Origin of the sequence: Rhodococcus marinonascens NBRC 14363, assembly GCF_001894885.1 — a bacterium.
Lineage (GTDB): Bacteria > Actinomycetota > Actinomycetes > Mycobacteriales > Mycobacteriaceae > Rhodococcus_F > Rhodococcus_F marinonascens.
Window position 1 is genome coordinate 18,579 of record NZ_BCXB01000022.1, and the last position, 23,653, is coordinate 42,231.

General features: G+C 64.0%; 24 protein-coding genes and 2 pseudogenes. 15 read left to right on the forward strand and 11 right to left on the reverse strand.

The features are described 5' to 3' along the window. The first annotated feature begins 3 nt into the window (after positions 1 to 3). From RM2_RS15770 to RM2_RS15795, 6 genes and pseudogenes are all read left to right on the forward strand, one after another. A complete protein-coding gene (locus tag RM2_RS15770; protein ID WP_072690567.1) occupies positions 4 to 1,071 on the forward strand; it encodes a 2-oxoacid:ferredoxin oxidoreductase subunit beta in 1,068 nt (355 codons plus the stop codon). Between the two features lie 275 nt (positions 1,072 to 1,346). Beyond that, positions 1,347 to 1,499, forward strand: a pseudogene (locus RM2_RS15775) (AMP-binding enzyme); the annotation flags it as partial. Between the two features lie 94 nt (positions 1,500 to 1,593). Next, on the forward strand, positions 1,594 to 2,433 hold the full coding sequence (locus tag RM2_RS15780) for a mycofactocin-coupled SDR family oxidoreductase (RefSeq protein ID WP_072690510.1): 840 nt from the start codon (positions 1,594 to 1,596) through the stop codon (positions 2,431 to 2,433). A gap of 169 nt (positions 2,434 to 2,602) precedes the next feature. Continuing rightward, positions 2,603 to 3,442: a mycofactocin-coupled SDR family oxidoreductase gene (locus tag RM2_RS15785; RefSeq protein WP_072690511.1), complete on the forward strand. Its 840-nt coding sequence runs from the start codon at positions 2,603 to 2,605 to the stop codon at positions 3,440 to 3,442. After that, positions 3,439 to 3,945 carry a pyridoxamine 5'-phosphate oxidase family protein gene (locus RM2_RS15790; protein WP_072690512.1) on the forward strand — a complete coding sequence of 169 codons (507 nt, stop codon included), beginning with the start codon at positions 3,439 to 3,441 and terminating at the stop codon, positions 3,943 to 3,945. The genes RM2_RS15785 and RM2_RS15790 overlap by 4 nt, the downstream gene beginning before the upstream one ends. 95 nt (positions 3,946 to 4,040) lie before the next feature. Continuing rightward, positions 4,041 to 5,678: an MFS transporter gene (locus RM2_RS15795; RefSeq protein ID WP_245813982.1), complete on the forward strand. Its 1,638-nt coding sequence runs from the start codon at positions 4,041 to 4,043 to the stop codon at positions 5,676 to 5,678. A 349-nt stretch (positions 5,679 to 6,027) separates the two neighbouring features. On the opposite strand, the gene RM2_RS15805 is transcribed toward RM2_RS15795, so the two are convergent. Continuing rightward, on the reverse strand, positions 6,028 to 6,564 hold the full coding sequence (locus RM2_RS15805; RefSeq protein ID WP_245813984.1) for a nuclear transport factor 2 family protein: 537 nt from the start codon (positions 6,562 to 6,564) through the stop codon (positions 6,028 to 6,030). Between the two features lie 99 nt (positions 6,565 to 6,663). Next, positions 6,664 to 7,428: an enoyl-CoA hydratase/isomerase family protein gene (locus tag RM2_RS15810; protein WP_072690569.1), complete on the reverse strand. Its 765-nt coding sequence runs from the start codon at positions 7,426 to 7,428 to the stop codon at positions 6,664 to 6,666. A 200-nt stretch (positions 7,429 to 7,628) separates the two neighbouring features. On the opposite strand from RM2_RS15810, the gene RM2_RS15815 reads away from it, so the two are divergent. Further along, positions 7,629 to 8,366, forward strand: a complete 738-nt coding sequence (locus RM2_RS15815) for a FadR/GntR family transcriptional regulator (protein WP_245813985.1) — start codon at positions 7,629 to 7,631, stop codon at positions 8,364 to 8,366. A 50-nt stretch (positions 8,367 to 8,416) separates the two neighbouring features. Here RM2_RS15815 and RM2_RS15820 read toward each other — a convergent pair whose 3' ends face one another. Then, positions 8,417 to 8,614, reverse strand: a complete 198-nt coding sequence (locus RM2_RS15820) for a ferredoxin (RefSeq protein WP_072690516.1) — start codon at positions 8,612 to 8,614, stop codon at positions 8,417 to 8,419. A 159-nt stretch (positions 8,615 to 8,773) separates the two neighbouring features. Between RM2_RS15820 and RM2_RS15825 the strand changes: the two genes are divergently transcribed. Continuing rightward, a complete protein-coding gene (locus RM2_RS15825; RefSeq protein ID WP_072690570.1) occupies positions 8,774 to 10,018 on the forward strand; it encodes a cytochrome P450 in 1,245 nt (414 codons plus the stop codon). A gap of 30 nt (positions 10,019 to 10,048) precedes the next feature. Next, a complete protein-coding gene (locus RM2_RS15830) occupies positions 10,049 to 10,291 on the forward strand; it encodes a hypothetical protein (RefSeq protein ID WP_072690517.1) in 243 nt (80 codons plus the stop codon). Positions 10,292 to 10,345: 54 nt separating this feature from the next. On the opposite strand, the gene RM2_RS15835 is transcribed toward RM2_RS15830, so the two are convergent. Together RM2_RS15835 and RM2_RS15840 are read right to left on the reverse strand one after the other, a co-directional pair. After that, on the reverse strand, positions 10,346 to 11,263 hold the full coding sequence (locus RM2_RS15835; protein WP_072690571.1) for an SMP-30/gluconolactonase/LRE family protein: 918 nt from the start codon (positions 11,261 to 11,263) through the stop codon (positions 10,346 to 10,348). 119 nt (positions 11,264 to 11,382) lie between these two features. Next, positions 11,383 to 12,297, reverse strand: a complete 915-nt coding sequence (locus RM2_RS15840) for a LysR substrate-binding domain-containing protein (RefSeq protein WP_072690518.1) — start codon at positions 12,295 to 12,297, stop codon at positions 11,383 to 11,385. A gap of 89 nt (positions 12,298 to 12,386) precedes the next feature. On the opposite strand from RM2_RS15840, the gene mqo reads away from it, so the two are divergent. Then, the gene (mqo, locus tag RM2_RS15845; protein ID WP_072690519.1) at positions 12,387 to 13,883 is read left to right on the forward strand and encodes a malate dehydrogenase (quinone); all 1,497 of its coding nucleotides are present in this window, start codon (positions 12,387 to 12,389) and stop codon (positions 13,881 to 13,883) included. Positions 13,884 to 14,437: 554 nt separating this feature from the next. On the opposite strand, the gene RM2_RS15850 is transcribed toward mqo, so the two are convergent. Further along, positions 14,438 to 15,625 carry an ROK family transcriptional regulator gene (locus tag RM2_RS15850; protein WP_072690520.1) on the reverse strand — a complete coding sequence of 396 codons (1,188 nt, stop codon included), beginning with the start codon at positions 15,623 to 15,625 and terminating at the stop codon, positions 14,438 to 14,440. Positions 15,626 to 15,776: 151 nt separating this feature from the next. On the opposite strand from RM2_RS15850, the gene zwf reads away from it, so the two are divergent. From zwf to RM2_RS25295, 4 genes and pseudogenes are all read left to right on the forward strand, one after another. Then, positions 15,777 to 17,255 (forward strand): glucose-6-phosphate dehydrogenase, encoded by a 1,479-nt coding sequence (gene zwf, locus RM2_RS15855; RefSeq protein ID WP_072690521.1) that lies wholly within the window; start codon positions 15,777 to 15,779, stop codon positions 17,253 to 17,255. Next, complete coding sequence (gene edd / locus RM2_RS15860) at positions 17,252 to 19,105, forward strand: phosphogluconate dehydratase (RefSeq protein ID WP_072690522.1); 1,854 nt, start codon at positions 17,252 to 17,254, stop codon at positions 19,103 to 19,105. The genes zwf and edd overlap by 4 nt, the downstream gene beginning before the upstream one ends. 11 nt (positions 19,106 to 19,116) lie before the next feature. Beyond that, positions 19,117 to 19,743, forward strand: a complete 627-nt coding sequence (gene eda / locus RM2_RS15865) for a bifunctional 4-hydroxy-2-oxoglutarate aldolase/2-dehydro-3-deoxy-phosphogluconate aldolase (RefSeq protein ID WP_072690523.1) — start codon at positions 19,117 to 19,119, stop codon at positions 19,741 to 19,743. Positions 19,744 to 19,854: 111 nt separating this feature from the next. Next, positions 19,855 to 20,088: pseudogene (locus RM2_RS25295) on the forward strand (sugar porter family MFS transporter); the annotation flags it as partial. Positions 20,089 to 20,341: 253 nt separating this feature from the next. Here the strand turns inward: RM2_RS25295 and RM2_RS15875 are convergent. The 4 genes from RM2_RS15875 to RM2_RS15885 all read right to left on the reverse strand — a co-directional run bounded on the left by RM2_RS15875 (position 20,342) and on the right by RM2_RS15885 (position 22,510). Continuing rightward, positions 20,342 to 21,415 (reverse strand): pentapeptide repeat-containing protein, encoded by a 1,074-nt coding sequence (locus tag RM2_RS15875; RefSeq protein WP_072690524.1) that lies wholly within the window; start codon positions 21,413 to 21,415, stop codon positions 20,342 to 20,344. 317 nt (positions 21,416 to 21,732) lie between these two features. Further along, positions 21,733 to 22,095: a putative phage holin gene (locus RM2_RS15880; RefSeq protein ID WP_139277799.1), complete on the reverse strand. Its 363-nt coding sequence runs from the start codon at positions 22,093 to 22,095 to the stop codon at positions 21,733 to 21,735. Next, positions 22,092 to 22,352: a DUF7620 family protein gene (locus tag RM2_RS26070; protein WP_445009101.1), complete on the reverse strand. Its 261-nt coding sequence runs from the start codon at positions 22,350 to 22,352 to the stop codon at positions 22,092 to 22,094. The genes RM2_RS15880 and RM2_RS26070 overlap by 4 nt, the downstream gene beginning before the upstream one ends. Beyond that, positions 22,274 to 22,510, reverse strand: coding sequence for a hypothetical protein (locus RM2_RS15885; RefSeq protein WP_139277800.1), 237 nt, complete (start codon positions 22,508 to 22,510; stop codon positions 22,274 to 22,276). Before RM2_RS15885 ends, RM2_RS26070 begins: the two co-directional genes overlap by 79 nt. 282 nt (positions 22,511 to 22,792) lie before the next feature. Between RM2_RS15885 and RM2_RS25665 the strand changes: the two genes are divergently transcribed. Then, complete coding sequence (locus tag RM2_RS25665; protein WP_281250423.1) at positions 22,793 to 22,924, forward strand: hypothetical protein; 132 nt, start codon at positions 22,793 to 22,795, stop codon at positions 22,922 to 22,924. Here RM2_RS25665 and RM2_RS15890 read toward each other — a convergent pair. Next, positions 22,921 to 23,379 (reverse strand): recombinase family protein, encoded by a 459-nt coding sequence (locus RM2_RS15890; RefSeq protein ID WP_072690527.1) that lies wholly within the window; start codon positions 23,377 to 23,379, stop codon positions 22,921 to 22,923. The genes RM2_RS25665 and RM2_RS15890 overlap by 4 nt on opposite strands. Positions 23,380 to 23,653: the final 274 nt, after the last annotated feature.

Genomic DNA, 23,653 nt, shown 5'->3' on the forward strand with positions numbered 1-23,653 from the left:
CGGATGATCGACCGGGTAGGTGCAGATCTGGGGCTGAGCGCCACCGCGCATGTCCCCAAGACCGACGAACCGCAGAAAGCCAAGGATTTCGCCACGGGGCAGGAGGTCCGCTGGTGTCCAGGGTGCGGCGACTACGTCATCCTCGCCACGATCCGAAGCTTCCTGCCGGAGTTGGGACTCCGACGCGAGAACATGATGTTCGTTTCCGGAATCGGATGCTCGAGCCGGTTCCCGTACTACCTCGACACCTACGGCCTGCACTCGATCCACGGTCGCGCGCCAGCCATCGCGACGGGTCTCGCCGTGACACGCCCCGACCTGTCGGTGTGGGTGGTCACCGGCGACGGTGACGCACTTTCGATCGGGGGCAACCATCTCATCCACGCCCTGCGGAGAAACGTCAACATGACGATCCTGCTGTTCAACAACAGGATCTACGGGCTGACCAAGGGGCAGTACTCACCGACCTCGGAGGTCGGCAAGGTCACCAAGTCGACACCGCTGGGGTCGGTGGATCACCCGTTCAACACACTGTCTCTCGCACTGGGAGCTGAGGCGACGTTCGCGGCCCGTGCGATGGACTCGGACCGCAAGGGGCTGACGGAGGTGCTGCGGCAGGCGGCGGCGCACCGAGGCACTTCGTTCGTGGAGATCTACCAGGACTGCCCGATCTTCAACGACGGATCATTCGATGTATTGCGCAAGGACGGTTCGGAGCAGCGACTGATCCCGCTGACCCACGGCGAGCCGATCGTGTTCGGAGGTGCCGGTGAATACTGCGTCGTCCGATCGGGTTTCGGGCTGAAGGTGGTCGCGACCGCCGACGTCGACCGGGACGAGATCGTCGTGCACGACGCCCACACCGACAACCCCGACTACGCGTACGCATTGTCGAGACTCTCCGACCAGGACCTCACCCACAGCGTGACCGGCGTGTTCCGCAGCGTCGCGCGGGACACGTACGACGACATGGTGCGCCTGCAGAACGAGCTTGCGAGGGAGAAGGACCCCGTCGACGACGGCTCGCTGCAGCGACTACTGGCCGGTCACGACACGTGGACGGTGGAGTAGTCGGCTTCGCCGCCCGGCGCTCTGAAGTATCCGCTGCTCCGAGATAATTGTGCTACCCACTAGTTCCATGCGCATCATTCGTATAAAGTGACGTCATCACAACAGTACTCGGTTCGGAGGAACCGGAATGTCGATCAGAGATGACATCGAAAATGCACTTGCGCGTTGCGGGTTGGCGTATGAGACGCAGACAGACCAGCGCCGCCACATCACCACCAACCGCCTCGTCGAGGATCGACGAGGCAACAGTGAAGACCGTCTCCTACCTGCTGATCACGTCGGCCGAGATCATCGAGACGGCGAAGAAGAATCTTGCGTCGTATCAGAAGCCGCGGTCGGTCGACTTCGTGGACGCACTGCCGAAGGTGCCGACCGGCAAGATCATGAAGCGGGATCTTCGGGCGCCATATCTGGCGGTCGAGGCGTGACGACTGTGGCCGATCTCGTGGCGCCGACTGAGAGAGAACTCGCCGAACTTGCGATCGTCTGACCCACACAACACCTTCAGGAGGTTTTCCGAACATGTCAGGTCGTGTAGAGGGCAAGGTCGCATTCATCACGGGTGCCGCGCGGGGGCAGGGGCGCAGTCACGCATTACGGCTGGCCGGGGAGGGAGCAGACATCATCGCGGTCGATATCTGCGAGAACATCGACACGGTTACGCCGTTCTATCCTCTTGCCACCGATCAGGAGTTTCAGGAGACCGTCGCGCATGTGGAGGCGCTCGGCAGGCGAATCGTGGCCGTCAAGGTCGACGTGCGCGACGTCGCCGGTCTCCAGAAGGCCTTCGACACGGGTATCGAGGAGTTCGGCCACGTCGACATCGTCGTCGCCAACGCCGGCATCATCACCTTCGGGCAGTCGTGGGAGCTCACGGCGCAGCAGTGGCAGGACATGATCGACGTCAATCTGACCGGTGTCTACAACACGGCCAAGGTCGCGATCCCGAGCATGATCGACGCCGGCCGTGGTGGGTCCATCCTGTTCACCAGTTCGATCTGCGGGCTCAAAGGGATGCCAGGGGCCGGGAACTACGTGGCCGCCAAGCACGGAATGGTCGGTTTGATGCGGACCATGGCCAAGGAGCTCGGGCAGTACAGCATTCGGGTGAACACCATCCATCCCACCAACGTCGACACCCCGATGCTCCAGAATCCGGGTGTGTACTCGGTGTTCTCACCCGACGAACCCGAGCCCTCCCTGGACGTGGCGATGCCGGGATTCATGTCGCTCAACACATTGCCCGTACCGTGGGTCGACCCGACCGACATCAGCAATGCCGTGCTGTTCCTCGGCAGTGACGAGGCGCGGTACGTCACCGGGGTCACCTTCCCTGTCGATGCGGGAGCGTACGTGAAATGACCGGCAAACCCGTTCTGGGAGTAGATGACAACGAGGATCTCCGCTCGGCGCGCGTCGATCCCCGCGGCGTGGCCTTAAACGTTGTCGATGGTGCGCGCGTACTCGAGGGCGTCGGCGCGTCCGTGCTTCCGGCTCTGATCCACACAACACCTTCAGGAGGTTTCCCAACATGTCAGGTCGTGTAGAGGGCAAGGTCGCATTCATCACGGGTGCCGCGCGGGGGCAGGGGCGCAGTCACGCATTACGGCTGGCCGGGGAGGGCGCAGACATCATCGCGGTCGATATCTGCGAGAACATCGACACGGTTACGCCGTTCTATCCTCTTGCCACCGATCAGGAGTTCCAGGAGACCGTCGCACAGGTGGAGGCGCTCGGCAGGCGAATCGTGGCCGTCAAGGTCGACGTGCGCGACGTCGCCGGTCTCCAGAAGGCCTTCGACACGGGTATCGAGGAGTTCGGCCACGTCGACATCGTCGTCGCCAACGCCGGCATCATCACCTTCGGACAGTCGTGGGAGCTCACCGCGCAGCAGTGGCAGGACATGATCGACGTCAATCTGACCGGCGTGTACAACACGGCCAAGGTCGCGATCCCGAGCATGATCGACGCCGGCCGCGGTGGGTCCATCCTGTTCACCAGTTCGACCGCCGGGCTCAAGGGGTTGCCAGGGGCCGGGCACTACGTGGCCGCCAAACACGCAATAGTCGGCCTGATGCGGACCATGGCCAAGGAGCTTGGGACGTACAGCATTCGGGTGAACACCATCCATCCCGGCAGTGTCGACACCCTCATGATCCAGAATCCGGGCATGTACGCGATAATGTCGCCCGGCGAACCCGAACCGTCCCAGGACAAGGCGATACCGGGATTCATGTCGCTCAACATGCTGCCCGTGCCGTGGGTCGACCCGACCGACATCAGCAATGCCGTGCTGTTCCTCGGCAGTGACGAGGCGCGGTACGTCACCGGGGTCACCTTCACCGTCGATGCCGGGCTGTGCGTGAAATGACCGGCAAACCCGTTCTGGGAGTGGATGACAACGAGGACCTCCGCTCGGCGCGCGTCGATCCCCGCGGTATGCGCGAGCTACTGGGCGCGCAGACCGAGTGCACGTTCTCGTTCACCACCGAGAAAGGCTGGCCTGCCGGTGTCGTGATGAGCTTTCTCCATCACGATGGCACTTTCTGGCTCACCGCGGCCGCCGATCGGTCGCACGCGAGGGCCGCAGCCTGTGATCCGAGGGTCACGCTCGTGATCTCGAATGCGGGAACAGCGCTGCCCGGGCGTCGCATGCTCGCTGTCCGCGGGCGGGCGACCGTCCACACCGACCGCGCGACGAAGGACTGGTTCTACCCGGCCTTCTCCGCACGGCTCGCCCCCGGTGACCCCGCGTCGTTCGCGCGACTGCTCGACAGCGAGAACCGCGTGGTCATCGAAGTCGACCCCGTTCGGGTCGCCGTCAGCCACGACTCCACCAAAATGGCAGGCGACGGCCGAGGCGGACGACTCTGAGGCGTGCCCAGTCGCACGACGATTCCGATACGCGGTCGGCGTATCCACATCTGCTGCAGTCGTCCGAGATCGGTCCGATGTAGTTCCGAAACCGGGTGACGCCGCCGCCGTACACGTCGGCGATCGGAAACTTCTTCGGCACCGACGAGGAGGCAGAGCGCAACCTCGCCTATTGCGTCGAACGGGCCTGTGGCGGTGCCGCCTGGTTCGACAGTCTCAGTGCCTTGGTGCCGAACACCGGTGTGAATAGGCGATGCGCGCCCATATGTCACCTGCCCTATCATGTCTCACGCATCATGATGCATGCCAACGCCATCTCTCGGCTGGCCGTGGCCACCCTCGTCGTCGACGACGGATGGACATACCGCCACGTCGCGGAACGGTTCCAGTGCTCGAGCGGCCGCCAAGAGATGGGTGGACACGTGACCGAGGTAGCGCTGCCCACAAAGCGTGCGGGGTTCTGGGGAGTCCTCGCTCAGCGAGATTTCCGGCTGCTGTGGATGGGAGACGCGGTAAGCGGACTTGGCAACGGCATCACGACCGTGGTGCTGCCGCTGATCGCGCTCCTAACCCTGTCTGCAAGCCCTTTCCAGATCGGGCTTTTGGCATCGGCTGTGTGGTTGCCCTGGCTGATCGTCGGCCTGCCTGCGGGTGCATGGATCGACCGTCTGCCTCGCAGACCGATCATGATCGTTTGCCATGCCGCGTCCGCGAGTCTCTTCACGAGCGTCTCCATCGCCTGGTGGCTGGATGTCACGACATACGGACACCTCCTGGTAGTCGCGCTGCTCACCGGCACCGCCACGGTGTTCTTCCAAACCGCTTATCACTCGTACTTGCCCACAATCCTTTCCAAGGGGGATCTAGTCGAAGGGAACGCCAAGCTCCAAGGCGCGGAGGCAGCCACTCGGGTGGTCGGCCCGGCTCTGGGCGGCCTGGTGATCGCAGTATTCGGTGCAGCCGTCGGGCTGTTCGCCGACGCGTTGACCTTCGTCTTCTGCCTCGTGTGCATGTTGTTGATTCGCACCCGGGAACAGGCCAAGCCCCAGTCGGAGTATGAGGAATCACTTCGGCGGCAGATCGCCATCGGTCTACGATTCGTCGCCCGGGACCCGTACCTGCGGCCGATCATCATCTACGGCACCCTGCTGAACCTCGGCTTGAGCGGGTACACAACCATCCAGATCATATTTCTCGTACAGGCCGTCGGTGTGAGCACCTCCGTCGTCGGCGGCCTCGTAGCTGTCGCCGGACTGGGCGGCATTCTCGGATCGATAATTGCCCGCCCGCTCGGCCGACGGTTTGGAACTGCACGAAGCGTCGTCGTACTCCAGTTGGTGACTGGGCCTTTCATCCTGCTGACACCACTCACCACACCGGGAGTCGGTCTACTCTTGTTCTGTGTCGGCGGCATGGTGGTGATCGCCGGAGTCGTCTCTTGCAATGTCGTGCTCGGCAGCTTCCGCCAGAACTACTGTCCACCTAAGCTTCTCGGCAGGGTAGTGGCCAGCAGCATGTTCGTACTGCACAGCACCATCCCGTTCGGTGCGCTCCTGGCAGGCTTCCTCGGCGACGTCGTTGGCCTCGGCGCAACCATGTGGATCATGGCACTCCTGATCGCTCCGTGCGGGCTGGTCCTCCTGTTGAGTCCCATGCGAAAGGAGCGCGACCTCCCTGTCGATTCGTGTGCGGAGCCGCTCTGGGCGTCAGCTACCGATAGCCCGTCAAATTGACCCAGAAGAGGCGATCGTGTGCACGAAAACGAGCGACAGTCAGTCCGTTACTGCAAAGAACTCGAATCCTGGGTTATAGCCCACAAACTCGGAGCCAAGACGGCCCTGACCGAAAGTGAACGTCACCGCGGACCGCAGAGGGTGGAAGCTACGTACCGCCCGACATGCAGGAGCAGTGCGCGGAACTGTCGGACATTCTCGCTCTACGACGACCTGAAGCACGGACCCGCCGGCCGCGACGGCCGCGAGGTGCAGACCCTCGGCGCCGCCTATGCGCCGCGCCGCCTGGTTTTCGCGCCGCGGCAGGCATAAGCGCTTGCCCGGCAGGTATGAGGTCGGCGATCAGCGATCAGCGATAGGTAGCCCAGGTCGCGTGCGTTTCCGGGTATTCCGCCGGCCGGGGATCCGTCCCTGGCCAGCAGATGCGGTCCGTCGTGGTGACCGCGGTCTCCAGGTCGCGGAACGGCACGGCGTAGAGGAAACGGAGGCGTCGGCTCGTGAACAGCCAGCGACCACCGCACCGGACATAGGCGTCCGAGTACCGGTACGCCGCCATCACCAGCGTTCCGTCGAGGGCGAGCTCGGCCTGACCGGTCAGCAATCCCTTGGCGTGGTCGCCGTCCACCGCGATTTGATTGCTCTGGGGGGTGTGCAAGGTCAGGGAGTAGCGATCCATCGCCTGTACGTAGAACGCACGGATTTCCTCGTGTCCCCGGGAGACGACGCCGGCGCGTTCGAACGTGCCGTCCTCGCTGAACAGACCCACCAGGGTGTCGATGTCGTGATCGTCGACCGCGATGGCGTAAGCGGCCGCGAGGTCCTGAATGCGGGCCCGATCCTCGAGTCGCGTGATACGCCGTTCGAGTCCGGCATGGATCTCTGGCATGACTTTCCTCCTCATGACATGGAACCGGCGAGGGCGTACCTGGCAGCCAGGCCGCGGATCGCGTCCTGGCTGCCAGGCGTTGAAGCGCTCGGTTCATGGTTACTCTGCGGGCGGGAACTGGGGCGGGCGCTTCTCGAGGAATGCCTGGGCGCCCTCGAGCATGTCTTCGCTGCCGATCGCCTGGATGAGCATTCCGAGCCCGTTGGTGAAGGAATCGCGCGCCGAGTTCCACCAGATGTTGGAGCTCGTCTTCGTGATCTCGAGATAGCGGGGGCTGAGCAGTTCGAATTCCTTGCACAGTGCCCGAACGGATTCCGTGAGAGCATCGTCGTCGACGACCTCGTTCACCAGTCCCATCTCGTACGCGCGGTCTGCGGAATACCTGCGGCAGAGTAGGGCGAGTTCCTTCGCCCGCTTCTCGCCGATCTGCACGCCCATGACGTTCGTGGCGCCACTGACGGGCGAACTTCCCACGCGCGGTCCGGTCTGCCCGAACGTCGCAGACCGTGCGGCGACCGCGAGGTCACACGCGACGACGAGTTCGTTGCCTCCGCCGGCGGCGGCGCCGTTGACCGCGGCGACGACGGGCCGAGGGCACATGCGGATCGCGTCGAACAGCTGGAGCGACGCGCGGTACAGGCCGCGCATCTCCTTGACCGTCGGCTCGCTGAGCTGTCCGAGGGAACCGCCGGCGCAGAAGCTCCGGCCGGTCCCGGTGATCACGACGGAGCGGTATCCGGCCGCGTCGTGCAGTGCGTCGACTATCTCTGCGCACATGTCCGCATCGAAGGCATTCATGCGTTCGGGCCGGTTCAAGCGGATCCACAGTGTCGAGTCGACGTCCTCGAAAGCGACATCGGTCATCGCGGCCTCCTGCATCTCGTCGGGGGTGAAGTCGGGTGTCGCGGAATACTCGGCAAGGCGCCGTCGTAATCCGTTATAATCGTAGATATTGATCCGTTACAATCTCGAGTATTTGAGTAGTGACGGCGGCGAGCGTTTCCGGGGGCAGATGCCGGGGCGATCGCGCGAGCGGCGACCGCTCGCGGACGAAGGAGAGTCAGATGATTGCGGGCAGAGCACCGAAGGCAGCAATGGTGGTGGCGCAGCATATCATTCGAGACACGACGCGCGGAGGGTTGAAAGCCGGCGACCTGCTCCCCTCCGAGCGGGTGATGCTCGAGAAGTACCAGATCGGCCGTGGAACCCTTCGTGAGGCGCTGCGGCTGCTCGAATTTCAGGGCGTCATTGCGCTGAAGCCTGGCCCGAAAGGTGGGCCGATCCTGCTCGACCCTGACGGATCGCACCTGGCTGGCACGATCATTCTGCTGATGCAGCTCAAGCAGGCGCCGTTCAGCGTCATCGCTGAAGCGCGGACCGCCCTCGAGCCGATGATCAGTCGTCTCGCCGCGGAACGAATGGACGACGAAACGCTGAAGTCTCTCGACGCCACCATCGTGCAGATGCGGGATTCGCTGTCCGACCAGCACGTCTTCCTCGAGGCCAACAAGAGCTTCCATGATCTGATCGCGTGGTCCTCCGGGAATCCTCTGTTCGGGTACATCGTCGATTCGTTGCTGGGCATCATGGACGGCACCGTCATCGGGATCGACTATCCACCGCACCGCCGGGAGGCGATCATCGTGGCGCACGCCGACATCTACGAGGCCCTCGCGCGTCGTGATCCCGCGGAGTCCGAGGAGCGGATGCGTGAGCACATCAACGCGTACACCCGTTACGCCCAACGCAAGTATCCAGAGCTTCTCGGTCAGGTCATCCAGTGGGACAGGGCGCTCGGCTGACACCGTGCTGACAAGGGCCCCGGGCGCAAAGTCCGGGGCCTTTCTCGTCGTCAATCCGATGTGACGGTGATGGCGCGTTCTGGGCAGGCCGCCGCCGCCTGACGTGCCGACTTCTCGTGCGTCGGGTTCGCCCCGTCGGGCAAGACGTACGAGTGGCCGTCCTCGTCGCGGAGGCCGAACACATCCGGTGAGGTCATCTGGCACAGGCCGTGACCTTGGCAATGAATCTCGTCGACTTCGACCTTCATGGTCGTCTCCTTTCAGTGAGCCAGCTGTCCTGAATCCCCGGCAGCTGGTTGAAACCTCGATTGCTTCGACGCTGGCGATGTGATCTGGCTTACTATAGCATCTGTTATAACCATTAGCAGGAGATGGCAGCGGCCATGAGACAGGAGGTTTCCGCGGCGATGGACACGGCGAATCGATGCCCGGTCATTCATTTCGATCACAACTCCCAGGAGCATTCGGCCGATCCGATCGGCTCGTACCGGAAGATTCGCGAGAACGGCGGAATCGGCTGGAGCGAGGCCCACGGCGGCTATTGGGTGCTCAGTGATTACGAGTCGGTGTTCGAAGCCGCACGCGACGACGAGGTGTTCTCCTCAGCGCGCACCGATGACGGCGGAGAAGGGCTCTCGGTGGTGATTCCCAAGACGCCCATGCACTTCCACATACCGATCGAGCTCGATCCACCGGAGTTCCGCAAGTACCGCAAGATCGTCAATCCGATCACGGCGCCCGCCGCCGTGGAGCGGATGAAGAAGCTCGTGGACCGGCACACAGACGGTTTCATCGACAGCGTGATCGAGGACGGCGAATGCGACCTCACGTCCGTGATCGCAGTGCCGTCCATCGTCACCGTCGACTGGCTAGGGCTCGATCTCGCCGACTGGAAGCGCTATTCGCACGCTCATCATCAGGCCCTGGCCGGAATCCCGAGCAGTGACGACTACAAGCATGCGATGGAAGTCGAGTTCCCATACCTCTCCGAGCGGATGCGCGAGACGATCACCGCCCGCCGGGAGAACCCCACCGACGACATCATCAGCTACCTGGTCCAGCAGGAACTCGACGACCGCACGATCGACGACTTCGAAGCATTCGCCATGCTGGAACTGCTACTCGCCGGCGGCGTCGGCACCACGGCGTCACTGGTCAGCCAGTCGCTCGTGTGGTTGGCGCGGCACACCGACGTGCGGAATCGGTTGATCGACGATCCGAGCCTCATGGATCACGCCGTCGAGGAGTTCCTCCGATACTTCTCGCCGACGCAGGCGCTGGCCCGCACCGTGGTCGAGGACACCGAGTTCCGGGGCTGTCCCATGAAGAAGGGCGATCGGGCCCTCCTCGCGTGGTCCTCCGCGAACCGGGACGCGAAACTGTTCGAGAACCCCGACGACATCGACATCGAGCGGTGGCCCAACCGGCACACCGCGTTCGGCATCGGTGTGCACCGCTGCGCCGGTTCCCATCTGGGCCGCTACATGTCGAAGGCGCTCATCACCCAGGTACTCGAGCGGATGCCCGACTACACCGTCGAATTCGACTCGCTGCAGGCGTACCCGCACCAGGGCACCAACATGGGATGGCAGCGGATTCCCGCGAAGTACACGCCAGGCAAGAAGGTCCTGACCGACTACGAGTTGTACTGACCGAACACGGGGAACCGGCGAGGATTTCTGATGGGGCACGTGAGTGCAGGTCAGGCGCACAGGGCGGCGGACGTCCTTGTGCGGTATGCGTGGGTGGTCGACGCGTACTTCGAGGCGACGATGTTCATGTCGGAGACCTCGCAGCGCCTCTTCCGCCGCTATTCCGATTCACTGGTGGAATCGGACGGTGACCTCAGGATTGCGCACAAGCGCATCATGGTCGACCGGGTAATGGATCTCCCGGTGACGTCGAAGGAATTCGTTCCGTACTGAGTGGTACACAAAGGTGGGCGGTGACAACGCCGGTCGCCGCCCGCCTTTCGTGCATCAGGGGCGTCCGCCGTGCGCGCGTGTTACCTGGGTGGCCAGCAGGCTCGCGTCGCGGGTGTTCCGGCGCGCTTTCTCGGACGAGGACGGTGCCGCGCAGGCGTAGAGAGTGTGTCCGTCCTCGCCGCCGAGCATGCACGCGAACACTGCGGTGGGGAACTCGACGGTGTCGGTGATCGCACCACCTTCCTCTACCCGGATGACGCTCCGGTGCAGTGCGTCCGCGACCCACACGGCGCCGTCGGTGTCGAGGCAGATGCCGTCCGGCGCGACCGCGGCGGCACTCATCGCCGCCTTCACCGAGTCCGTCGGGAGTTCGGGGCCGAACGCCGCCCAGGTGCGGCGATTCGTCAGCTCGCCCGACGGTTCGATGTCGAACCCCGTGAGCTTGTTCCCCATGCTCTCTGCGACGACGAGGACGCCGCCCGGGGTGATCACCATGCCGTTGGGGAACCGCAGGCCGCCTGTAGCGATGCCGAATGTGCCGTCGGCCGCGACACACAGGAGGTTGGCAGGTTCGATGCTCGAGCTTCCACGGAAGTCGAATCCGAAACTGCCGATGTAGGCAGTGCCGTCCTCGGCGACCACCATGTCGTTGAGCTTCCCCGTTGCCGTGGACGACAGGTCGGCGTGGGTGACGAGCGTGCCGTCGTCCTCGCGGCGGAGCAGCAGTCCCCGCTCCATCGACACGATCAGCAGCCGGCCGTCGGGAAGCCAGCCCAGACCGGACGGCTCGTCTCCGTCGAGCGTGGCCTCGACCCGCACGTCGCCGGTCGTTCCGATCGAGATCACCTCGTGGCGATACAGATCCGACACCCACACACGCCCGTCGCGCCACCGTGGGCACTCGAGAAAGGCGCGGTCGGCGACGACGGTATCGATGGTGACGGAGGAGCCGGACGTCTGGGAAGCGGTCATGAGTATTCCTTCGCGTTCGAATGGCGCAACCATATCGCGCAATATGATGATTATAGTTATCGTGATGCTCGTCACTCAACCCGGCGAAGGTAGAGAATCGCAAAGATCCAGGCCAGCTGTTACGGGTGTAAGTCCATGATGAATGCGTTCGCATGTGCGGCAATGTGGTCGTGCAGTCGGGCCACGGCTGCGGTTGGCCGGTGATGTCCTGTAGCGAGCCCGATGGCACGGTCGCGCACGCCGGACAGTGGAATGCTCACGAGGTCGGGTTGAGGAGATTCGGCTGCTGGCAGCAGGGCGACGCCGAGGCCGTGAGCGACGAGAACTCGGATTGTCTCGAACTCGCTGATCTCGAACGCCACACGTGGGACGAATCCGGTGTCGGAGCACCACAAGTCGAGGAGTCGGCGCAGGTGATAGGACGGCGGGCTGGCGATGAAGGACTCCTGTGCGAGATCGGCCAGATCGACTTGTGCCCGGGCGGCGAGCGGATGTGTGCGTCCGACGTGCAGGAGGATTCGCTGACGTCCCAGGACTTTCGCGGGGAGGTCGTCGGGAGGTGGGATCATCACAGCCAGGTCCAGGCGGCCGTCACGCACCATCTCGGCGAGTGCCTCGCCGTGGGCCTGGACGAGGTGTAGCCGGATCCGTGGTGCGGTTGCATGGAACTCTGCGAGCATCGAGGGGATGCTCACCGGTCCGAGGGTGAGCGGAAAGCCGAAGCGCACGAGGCCGCTGTCGGGGTCGGCATTGCTGCGCACCACGCTCACTGCGTCGCCGAGTGCCTGCACCAGGTGGTGGGTCCGTTCGTGGAGCTCGCGGCCCGCGACGGTAAGAGACACTCCGCGGCCGACCTGTTGGAACAGTGGCACTCCCAGTGTCTGTTCCAAGGTCTTCAGGCGCCGGCTCAGTGACGATTGCGGTACGCCGAGTAGCGCGGCCGCGCGTGTGATGTGACTTTCTTGGGCGGCGGCATCGAAGGCGGCGAGTAACGGCACGATGCGTGCCACCTCCTCCAACGAGTATTCATCCATTATCGGATCGTAAACCCGTGAAAACTTCATTGGACGGATGGATTGTGGGGGAGCACTCTAGGGGCAACGACCAGTGAGCAGGAGGCCCCATGAGCACAATCGGACCCGCCCCAACAGAACTCGGTAGCGACAGGCAGGTGCGCGATGTCGTCCTGGTCGGCGGGGGCATCATGTCCGCGACGCTTGGCGCGCTGCTGACCAAGCTGCAGCCCGAGTGGTCGGTGGTGATGCTCGAACGGCTCGGCGAACTCGCGGGCGAAAGCTCCGGCCCGTGGAGCAACGCCGGCACAGGCCATTCCGGGCTGTGCGAGCTCAACTACATGCCCGATGCGAGTGATTCGACGAAGGCCGAGTCCATCGGTCGCCAGTTCCACCTGTCACGACAGTTCTGGGCCTCCCTCGTTGCGGACGGCGACCTGCCAGCCCCCGCGTCGTTCATCAACCCGACGCCGCACATGGACGTCGTATTCGGGGAACGCGATGTTGCCTACCTGCGTGAACGATTCGCGACACTGCAAAGATCGCCGCTGTTCTCGGCGATGCAGTACACCGAAGACCCCGAAATGATCCGCCAGTGGGCACCGCTGATGATGGACGGCCGCACCGATACCTCATCGATGGCTGCAACGCGCTACGAGGCCGGCACCGACATCGACTTCGGCGCACTGACCCGGGCCCTGGCGCGCAGCATGACTGACCGCGGCGCAGGCGTCCACCTGCGGCACGAGGTCATGGGTCTCTCGCGGGGTCCCGACGGCCTGTGGACCGTGACCGGCCGCGACCTGAACTCGGGACGTCGCTTCCGGATCCAGTCCCGGTTCGTCTTTGTCGGAGCCGGTGGGTACGCCCTCAAACTCTTTCAGAAGGCCAAGATTCCGGAAATATGCGGCTACACCGTGTTCCCTATCGGCGCTCAGTTCCTGCGCACCGACAACCCCGCAGTCGTCGCGCAGCACGAAGCGAAGGTCTACAGCCAGGCCTCCGTCGGTGCGCCTCCCATGTCTGTCCCTCACCTCGACAAGCGCGTCGTCGACGGCCGCTCGTCGGTGATGTTCGGCCCCTACGCCACGTTCAGCACCAACCTTCTCAGGCATGGCAAACTCATCGACTTCTTCACCACCATCCGGTTCCGCAATATCGCAGTACTGCTCGCGGTCGGCATCCAGAACCTGTCGCTCGTGCGCTACCTGCTTGCTGAGCTGCTCGCGTCGCGGAAGCGAAAGTTCGCGCAACTGCAACGCTTCTACCCCGCGGCCGACCCCTCCGACTGGGTACTCGTGGAGGCAGGACAGCGAGCTCAGCTGATCAAGCCCGACCGTCGACGGATCGGTGTGCTGACCTTCGGGACCGAGTTGGTCACCGCCGCGGACGGCACCATCGCCGGACTCCTAGGCGCCTCACCCGGTGCGTCGATCGCCCCGTCCGTCATGGTCGACCTCCTCGCCACCTGCTTCCCCGACCAGTGCCAACAGTGGGAGCCGACGTTGTACGAACTCATGCCAGGCTTGGCCGCGCCGGTGGACGCCGACGAGCACACCGTGGACCGCAACCTCGACCACACCGGGCGACTCCTGGGCGTGGCGTAACGCCCAGGCATCCACCCCGCCTAGGGATCTGGCCTCATGAGGACGACACTGTGATCGATGAACTCTCCGGATATGCCCGACATTGGAGAGACCGTCAAATGCCTCCACCGCGCCGAATTACTTAGCTTCTCTCAGTATTTTTTCAGGACTTGATGGCATGCTGTTGCGATGAGCTTGAAAAAGATCGTCGCGACAGTTGCGTTGGGCGGAGGGCTTGGCCTGGGCTCCCTAGGAGTCGGTGCAGGTCTGGCGAATGCGGACCCGGCGCCGCCACAGGGACCTCCCCCGAGCCCATCACAGCAGAGTACGAGCCCATGGGCGAAGTTCGGCTTAGGATATGGTGATCCCTGGTACAACTCCGGAGTAAACGATTCCTTGAACTTGGGGCTGCTGGGGCATCACGGCAACCATTGATCAGGGCAGCTGAAAGACGATCTCGTTGAGGCACACCGACGCCGCTCGGGGCCATCGGCACCCTGCCAATCGCACGAAACGTGAACCCGAAAACGTCAACGCGGTGTGCTCGTGAGCATCCGCGCAGTCGGCGGAGCCGCCTACTTCTGTTGCGCGAGTAGTTGGTCGACAGCACGCACGCTGAGGACGTGGTCGAGTGCCATCGTGGCACTGCCGACCACTCCCGATAGTTCCCCGTGCGTCCAGGGTAGGATTTGAAGCTGTTGGGTTGCAACGGATATTGCGTTGCCGTAGAGAGTTTCGCGTAGCCCGGCGACGAAGGTGTCATACGCCTGTGCCATGTCGCCGCCCACGATCAGAACCTCCGGGTTGAGCAGATTGACCGCCCCGGACAAAACCTCGCCGATCCGGCGCCCGCTCTCGCGGATCATTCGCCGAGCGTCGGCATCGCCCGCCAGGGCAAGTGCGATCACGTCACGGATGTGAGTGATCTCGCGTCCCTGCTCCTGCAGGTTGCGTACCAGCGCCCACCCGCCGGCCACTGCTTCGATGCATCCCACGTCGCCGCAGCGGCATATCATGCCGTGTGCCGCTGCGGTTTTCGTGTGCCCGATCTCGCCGGCCGCGCCGAGGGCGCCGCGCTGGAGTGCGCCACCGGATACGACGCCCGCCCCGAGTCCGGTGGATGCTTTGATCAGCAGCATGTCGGCGAAGTCGCGGCGGTCTCCTCGCCGCTCCGCGAGAACCATTACGTTGGCGTCGTTGTCGACGAATATCGGTGCGTCGGTTACCTCGGCGAGGAACGGTTGAAGAGGGACGCCGTCCCAGCCCGACATCATGGGGGAGTTGAGGCTGCACCCGCGCTGGGTGTCGACGGTTCCAGGGAGACTGATCCCGATCCCGACCGTCCGTCTCGCGTTCTCGCCCAGACTCTTGCGCAGCGCGACGAGACGCTGGGCGATGACGGGCATCAACTCGGCCGGACTGGCACCGATCTCTTGTTCCACATCCTCGGCGACGATGACGTCGCCGGCGAGGTCGCAGACTGCCAGTTGGGTGCGACTCCGGCCGATGGCCGCCGACAGCACCACACCCGCACGTACATGAAACGACAACTTCGCCGGCGGCCGGCCGCCGGTCGAAATGCCCTCCTCGCGTTCGGCGACGAGTCCCGACGCCTGCAGCGTCGCCACCCGTGCCGCGACAGCCGTGCGGGAGAGGCCGGTGAGGTTCCCGATCTCGGTGCGCGTCGTGGCTTGACCGGCGCGAATGAGGGCGAAGACGTCGCCACCCGTCGCCGGGGTGGTCGTCGAGCGAAGCGTCCGCATGTTGGTCATTCAACCAACAGGACGCGTGCCTGACAACGCTATCCCCCGATCTTTGTTCAGGAAAAGCCTTAAGTATGTGTTGATCGAAAGCGAAAGGTGGCCTACTGTCGTCGGCGATGGCCCACAAAGCCAGCTTTCGGAAAGGGATGACATGCCACCAGCGACCACCGTGGAACCCTGCGATTTCGTCGTGTTCGGAGGAACCGGCGACCTTGCGGTTCGCAAGCTCCTTCCCGCGCTCTACCTGCGGGATCGGGACGGCCAACTGCCCGCTGAAACCCGTGTGGTCGGTGCCTCGAGGGCAGGCCTCGACACAGCTGGTTACCGCGACAAGATGCGGGGAGAGCTCGAGCGGTTCGTATCCGACGATCAGCTGGATTCGGAGACTCTCGTGCGATTTGTCAATCGGCTCGAATACGTCAGTGTCGATGTCGCGGATCCGGCAAACTGGGGCGGCCTGAACGACTGTCTGGCGCTCCGGGAAGGCGCGATCCGGGTGTTCTACCTCGCGTGCGCTCCGGCCCTGTTCGGGCCGATCTGCGAGAACCTTGCGCTCGAGGACCTCGTCGACGCGAAGTCCCGCGTCGTGCTGGAGAAGCCGATCGGACACGACCTCGACTCGGCGCGTGCCGTCAACGAGGCGGTCGGCGCCGTTTTCGAGGAGTCGCAGATCTTCCGCATCGACCACTACCTCGGCAAGGAGAGCGTCCAGAACCTACTGGTCACTCGCTTCGCCAATACGTTCCTCGAACCCCTGTGGAATTACACGTCCATCGACCATGTGCAGATCAACGTCGTCGAATCGCTCGGAGTCGGAAGCCGCGGCGGTTACTACGAGTCGGCGGGTGCGCTCCGCGACATGTTGCAGAACCACCTGTTGCAGCTGCTGTGCCTCGTCGCGATGGAGCCTCCCACCTACGTCGATCGCGAGACCGTGCGAGACGAGAAGCTCAAGGTGCTGCAGGCGCTCAAGCAGATTACCTACGATGACCTCGAAAAATGCGTCGTATCAGGCCAGTACGGCCCAGGACTTGCCGACGGCGTGGCCGTGCCCGGGTACCAACAGGAGGTCGAGAACCCGGAAAGCCAGACAGAGACGTTCATCGCCGTCAAGGCCGAGATCCAGAACTGGCGCTGGGCCGGCGTGCCGTTCTACCTGCGTACCGGCAAGCGCATGGACCGTCGGTGCTCGGAGATCGTGGTGCAGTTCAAGTCCGTCCCGCACTCCATGTTCCCGGGAAGCGAGGGGCACAGTGAGCCCAACCGCCTGGTCATCCAACTACAGCCCCACGAGGGCATGCGCCTGCACATGACGGCGAAGGAGCCGGGCCCCGGCGGTATCCGGTTCAAGCCGGTGTCGCTGGACCTCAACTACATCGAGACATTCAAGCGTCCCTCGCCCGACGCCTACGAGCGCTTGTTGATGGATGTGGTCCGGGGTAACCCGACCCTGTTCATGCGCCGAGACGAGGTGGAGGCCGCCTGGGAGTGGGTCGAGCAGATCCTCGTCGGCTGGGACGTGTCCGAGCGCGGCCCGCGCTGCTACCCCGCGGGTACCAACGGACCGACCGACGCGACCACCCTGATCGAGCGCGACGGACGCGCCTGGCACGAAGGAGTCACCGCATGACCGACCTAGGTAGTCGCACCGACGACATTCACCCCGTACTCGCCGCCGTCACCGAACGCATCATCGAGCGCAGCAGGACCGAGCGCACGATCTACCTGGACCGTATCCGGGAAGCAGGAAACCGAGGTCCCGCCCGCGGACGCCTGGCCTGCGCCAACCTCGCACACGGATTTGCTGCCTCGGGCAAGGTGGACAAGGCTGCACTGCGCGGGATGGTGAAGCCCAACATTGCCATCGTCTCGTCCTACAACGACATGCTGTCGGCGCACCGGCCGTTCGAGGACTTCCCGAAGCGACTGAAGGCCGCTGTCATGGAGGCGGGTGGCATCGCCCAGTTCGCCGGTGGTGTTCCAGCCATGTGCGACGGCATCACTCAGGGTCGTGACGGAATGCAACTGTCGCTGTTCAGCCGCGACGTCATCGCGATGGCGACGGCGATCGGACTGTCTCACGACATGTTCGACGGCGCACTGATGCTCGGTGTCTGCGACAAGATCGTCCCGGGAATGCTCATCGGCGCACTGAGTTTTGGACACCTGCCGACGCTCTTCGTCCCGGCGGGACCGATGACGTCCGGTTTGCCCAACAACGAGAAGTCCCGCGTGCGCCAGCTGTACGCGGAGGGCAAGGCCGACCGCGCCGAGTTGCTCGACGCCGAGGCGTCGTCGTATCACGGCGTCGGGACCTGCACATTCTTCGGCACCGCCAACTCCAACCAACTCCTCATGGAGGTCATGGGCCTGCACTTGCCCGGTTCGAGTTTCGTGAACCCCGATACGCCGTTGCGCGACGCCCTCACTTCGGAGGCGGGAAGGGTGGTCACCGGACTCACCGCGCTCGGTGACGACTACACCCCGGTCGGCGAGGTCGTGGACGAGCGCGCCGTGGTCAACGGTTGCGTCGCTCTGCTCGCCACGGGCGGTTCGACCAACCACACCATGCACCTCGTGGCGATCGCCCGGGCCGCCGGAATTACCCTCACCTGGGATGACCTGGATGAACTGTCGGCGGTAGTCCCACTTCTCGCCCGGATCTACCCGAATGGATCGGCCGACGTGAATCACTTCCACGCGGCTGGCGGCCTCGGCTACGTGGTGTCGTCGATGCTCGACGCGGGACTGCTCCACGACGACGTCAAGACGGTCGTCGGACCGGGACTCCATCGCTACACCGAGGAGCCGAAGCTGTCCGACGACGGCGTCGAATGGCAGCCGGGGACGCGAATCAGCCTCGACACCAGTGTGTTACGGGGTCCGGAAGATCCGTTCGATATCAACGGTGGGCTCAAGATGCTCACCGGGAACCTGGGCACGTGCGTGATGAAGACATCGGCAGTCCACCAGGATCACCTCGTAGTGAGCGCTCCCGCCAAGGTTTTCGACGACCAACTCGACTTCCTCGCGGCATTCGAGTCGGGCACGCTGAACTGTGACTTCGTCGCCGTGCTCCGCTACCAGGGGCCGCGCGCCAACGGAATGCCCGAATTGCACAAACTCACACCGGCGCTCGGTGTTCTGCAAGATCAGGGCCGTCAAGTCGCGCTGGTCACCGACGGTCGGATGTCCGGTGCCTCCGGCAAGGTTCCCGCAGCCATCCATCTCACCCCGGAAGCGGCCGTGGACGGACCGCTCACTCGGGTCCGGGACGGCGACATCATCACCGTCGATGCGGTGTCCGGTTCTGTGAATGTGCAGGTCGACGGCAGAGAGTTAGCTGCTCGTGCCATCACCGGGCGTACGCTGGGCGCCGACGAATGGGTCGGTACCGGACGTGAGTTGTTCGCGGGCCTGCGTGCCGCGGTCGGCCCGGCGACACAGGGTGCCAGCGTCTTCCATCCGCAACCCGCCTGAAGGAGTATCCAGTGACGAACAGCCCCTCCCTCCTCGACCGTGTTCCGGTCATCCCCGTCGTCGTCGTGGACGACCTCGGCGATGCAGTGCCGATTGCCCGCGCACTGGTGGCCGGTGGCGTCCCGATGATCGAACTGACCCTGCGCACATCCTGCGCGCTCGGCGCCATCGAGGCGATCGCAAGCGACGTGCCCGAGATCTGCGTCGGCGCGGGCACGGTCGTGGAACCAGGGCAGGCTGCGCTCGCGGCCCGGGCCGGGGCGCAGTTCCTGGTGTCGCCGGGCAGCACCGAATCGCTGCTGAAGGCAATGACCGATACGGGCCTTCCGCACCTTCCCGGGGCGGCGACGGTCTCCGAGGTCCTGTTCCTCCTCGAACGCGGCTATCGGGAACTGAAGTTCTTCCCGGCGGAGGCATCCGGCGGTGCGAAGTTCCTCGGAGCAATTCACTCGCCGGTACCGGCAGCACGGTTCTGTCCCACTGGTGGTATATCGAAGTCCAACGTCGGAGACTATTTGGCGCTCCCCAATGTCGGGTGTGTGGGCGGATCATGGCTCACGCCGACAGAGGCGGTGAAGGCGAAGGACTGGGACCGGATCGCCGGGTTGACGAGGGAGGCAGCGGGGCTCGCTCGGTAGCCCGACTTGCGCGCGGTGTTGGTGTTCGTGCTGCCGTGGTTGAAGGAGAGGCCCTCATGACGCGCACCGATTCGTTCCGGGCTCCCTGGTGCGGATCGGACGAGAAGTCACATGACTGAAGACGTCCCGTCGTCGAGTGCGGAGCCGCCCGGCGACATCGGAGAGGGGACGTCTGTTCCGGTTCGTATTGCAGCGATCGCCGCGCTCGGCGGGTTGCTGTTCGGGTACGGCACCGCGGTGATCAACGGCGCGTTGTCGGCGCTCGAGGACAGGTTCCAGGTCGATGCCGGTGTGCTCGGATTCGTGATGGCATCGGCGCTGCTCGGCGCAGCGGTGGGCGCGCTGCTTCTATTACTCCAGCATTCTGTGGGAGTCCGTCGGTTTCGACGAGTCGCCGGTCGCCGTAGCCGAGTTCGCGCGGCTCGATGCGGAGCGGAAGGCCGTGCTCTGTGGTCTTGACCGAGATGGTGCCGGAGCGGTCGCTCATCGTGGCGGCCGTTCTCCCGCAAGCGGATGCACAGGCACACGAGGAACTGACACCGAGAACGCCGAAACGGCCCGCCACCTCATCCGAGGTGGCGGGCCGTCTGGTTTCGAGTCAGCTACCGGACACGCCCTCCACCGACCCGGACCCCAGCGACCCGGACCTCAGCGACCCGGACCCCAGCGATCCGGTCTCGGATTTGATGCGGACGGTTACGCGCTCATCCACGTCACCGGCACTATTGCTGGCGGTAATGGTGATGGGGAATGATCCTGCCTCGGTCGGTGTCCCGGACAGGACGCCCTCTTCAGACAGGGTCAGCCCCGCCGGTAGCTCGCTTGTGGTCGTGACGGTCGGAGTCGGGGATCCCTCGATCCCGAACTCGAAGTAGTAATCGAACCCGACCTTCCCTTCTGAAGGGTCACCCCAGATCGAGGGGGAAAGTTGGGGGCGCACGGTCACGGTGAAATTGCCCCTTGCCTGACCCGCGCTGGTGTTGACGCTGCATCGCACCGTATTCGTCCCCACCGGGAAGCTGCTGTCCGAAGCTCGATCGCAGCTTCCGAAGGTGGTTCCGGTCAGGTTCGGCGGTGTGGGCCAGGTGACCGTCGCGTTGCCGGACTCATCCGCCGTCGCAGTCGTGTCGGTAGGAATCAGCATCGTGTCAGTCAGGTCCGTGCCATCGGTCAGCCGAGCCCCGGTCAGGTTCGCCCCGGTGAGCACGGCACCGGCCAGTTTAACGTAATCCAGGTTCGCGCCGGTCAGGTTGGCGTCGGTGAAGTTCGCCCCGAGTCCGCTAGGTGGCCAATAGAGTTCTAGGGCAGTCAGGTTCGCGCCGGTCAGGTTGGCGTCGGTGAAGTTCGCATTGACTACTCTCGCAGCGTACAGGTAGGCGCCGGTCAGGTTGGCGCCAGCCAGATCTGAGTCGGTTAGGAGCGCATAGAGCATGTCCGCCTCGGCTAGGTTCGCGCCGGTGAGCTTCGTACCAGTGAGGTCCGCATGATTCAGGTTCGCGCCGGTCAGGTCTGCGTAGGAAAGGTCCAGGCCGGTCAGGTCCGAGCCAGGGAGGTCCAACCCGGGGCAGACGGCGTGGTTTTCGGGAGTGGGGTTGTCGACGACGGTGCAACCACCGATGACGATGTCCGCGCTGGCGACCGGAGTCACCGCCACCAGGGAGACTGCTGCCAACCCTGCGCCAAGTACCGCCACTCCACCCCTGCGCGCCGTTGTACCCTGTGGACGACAGGGCACCCCGGTCTTGGTCCTGAGAAAAGTTCGTAACGGCCGTATCATTCGGTTCAATCCCCTCCTATGGAGACGCGACTGTCGCGTCGTCATTCGTGAGACGGCAGGGTGGAACTGGGGCCGCCGCCTCTTCAAACCCCGGTGATTGTGCCTGAGTCATGAGACAAAACCACCTATTCGGCGTTGATTCGGCTGGTGTGTCGCAGTACGCGCGTTGTCGACTTCGTGCAGCGATCTCGGTAGTACCAGCTATCCCAGGCTCATCGCGTCTCCCCATCCATGCGTTCGCAGCCCTGGATCTGGCGCAGCACTAGGATTCGGTACAGGATCGTCAGCCCCAACAGCAGGATAGCGGTGTCCTGGAGGTCACCTCGGATCGAGTACTCACCCAGATGATGCTCGGACAGGATCTGCGCGCCCAGCAGCGCCAGCGCCGCGGAGGTGGACATCATCGCCTTGCCCGCCAGGGTGGAGCGCCACCTGGAGCGCCCGGCGTACAAGACGACGAACGTCCACGACAGTACGGTCAGCGCCGCGGCCAGGACGTACGCCTGATGCGCCGGTCCCAGCACTACGATCGCCACGATGCCCAGCAGGGCGGCCAATGCTACGGATGCTCTCACCGTGTGTTCCCCTTTCTCCTGCGGCGGAGTGCTGTCTCGGCGGCCTCGCCGAATCCGTTTCGCTCGACCAGCTTCCCGTGACGCCGACTCAACTCGGCGATCTCCTCGTCCCGACCACGGGCGTGATCGAGCGCCTTCCGGGTCTCCGCGAGACCTGGATCACTCTTCCTTTTTCGTCTCAGAGGAACCTCGCTCGCCGGAGGCCCTGACGCACACGAGGCTCGGTGAAAAACGGCGTGAACGAGTCTCCGCCGCACCAGATCACGGCATAATCACACAGCTCGATCTCGAAATCGAAAGTGAGTTCGGGGTCGTCGAAGTCGATCAGACGGCAGCCCACGCACTGGAGCCGCGGGGGGCAAAAATGCTCAGGGTGGACGCATTCGTCGGCCCCCAGGATTTCGAGAGTGGTCACGAGAGTTCCTTCACTACTACTGATCGTCGGGCCCCCATTGGCGTGACCCGCTGCGGTGAATTCCACCGCATACCATCAAGTGTCGAGTACCACAACCCTTGATGCAAATAGAAATCGACACATCCGGAAACCATATTCTTCATGACTTATACTCCGCCGTTGGAGCTGAATTGCACCCTCCAAGAGCCGGTTTCGGTCGCCCCGAACCTCACGTCGCCGTAGTCTGGACTCTCCGACACAGCCTGGGAGGACCGATGACCGATGACCGATGACCGATGACCGATGACCGAACACGAACACGAACACGAACACGAACACGACGAGAGCCTGATCCGGTTCCGGACAGCCACCGGCGTAGGCGCCAGGCACCGACTGGACGACGTCATCGAAGAACTCCTGGACGTCGACGACTAGTTCTTGTGCCTCAACGCAAAAAGCCCCTCCGCCGCCGGAACCAATTCGGTGCCGTCACCCAATACCTCCGGCCATCTGAGAGTCGGCCCGGGAAAACTCTTCGCACCGGAGAGGTCGAGCTCTCCGGCCTGAACGGTGCGGACCGTCACCGAGCGCCGCTCGCAGAGGGTGATGAACTCCTCGAGCTCGGCAGGGGAGCGGTGCAGCCGATCGGTGTGCCAGGCGAGCACGGCCTCGGCCTGGCCGCTGTCGAGCAGCTTGAGCATCGCTCGGTAGCCGGGCCGGACCCTGCCCGAATACGCGCTGATGTCGAAGGCCTCGAAGGCCTCGAAGGCCTCGACGACCTCCCAGCTCAGCTGAGCAGCTAGCGTCTCGCAATCCTCGCGCTGGCGGCCTATGCCGAGACCGGCGCCGGTTCGATCGCGGGACATCCTGGTGTAGATGACGGCACGCATCTGTCCATCACAATGCCGTAGTCCGGGTTTCTACCCCCTCGATCGCACGCCGCTATAGCAGCCGAGACCCGATCTGCGTCCTTCCCGTTGGTCACCAGCGACACCGTTGCGGCCGACGTGTCGGCTCGTTCGGCAACCACCGCCGCAGTGGTACCCGCGAGCGGCCGAGCTGTAGCTGACCTTCTGTCCGGAATGCCTTGATCGTAGGCGAGTCGGAATTACGGGGTGCAATTACAGGTTGCGAGAGTTAGACGCTTAACGCAACTCCTCCGGA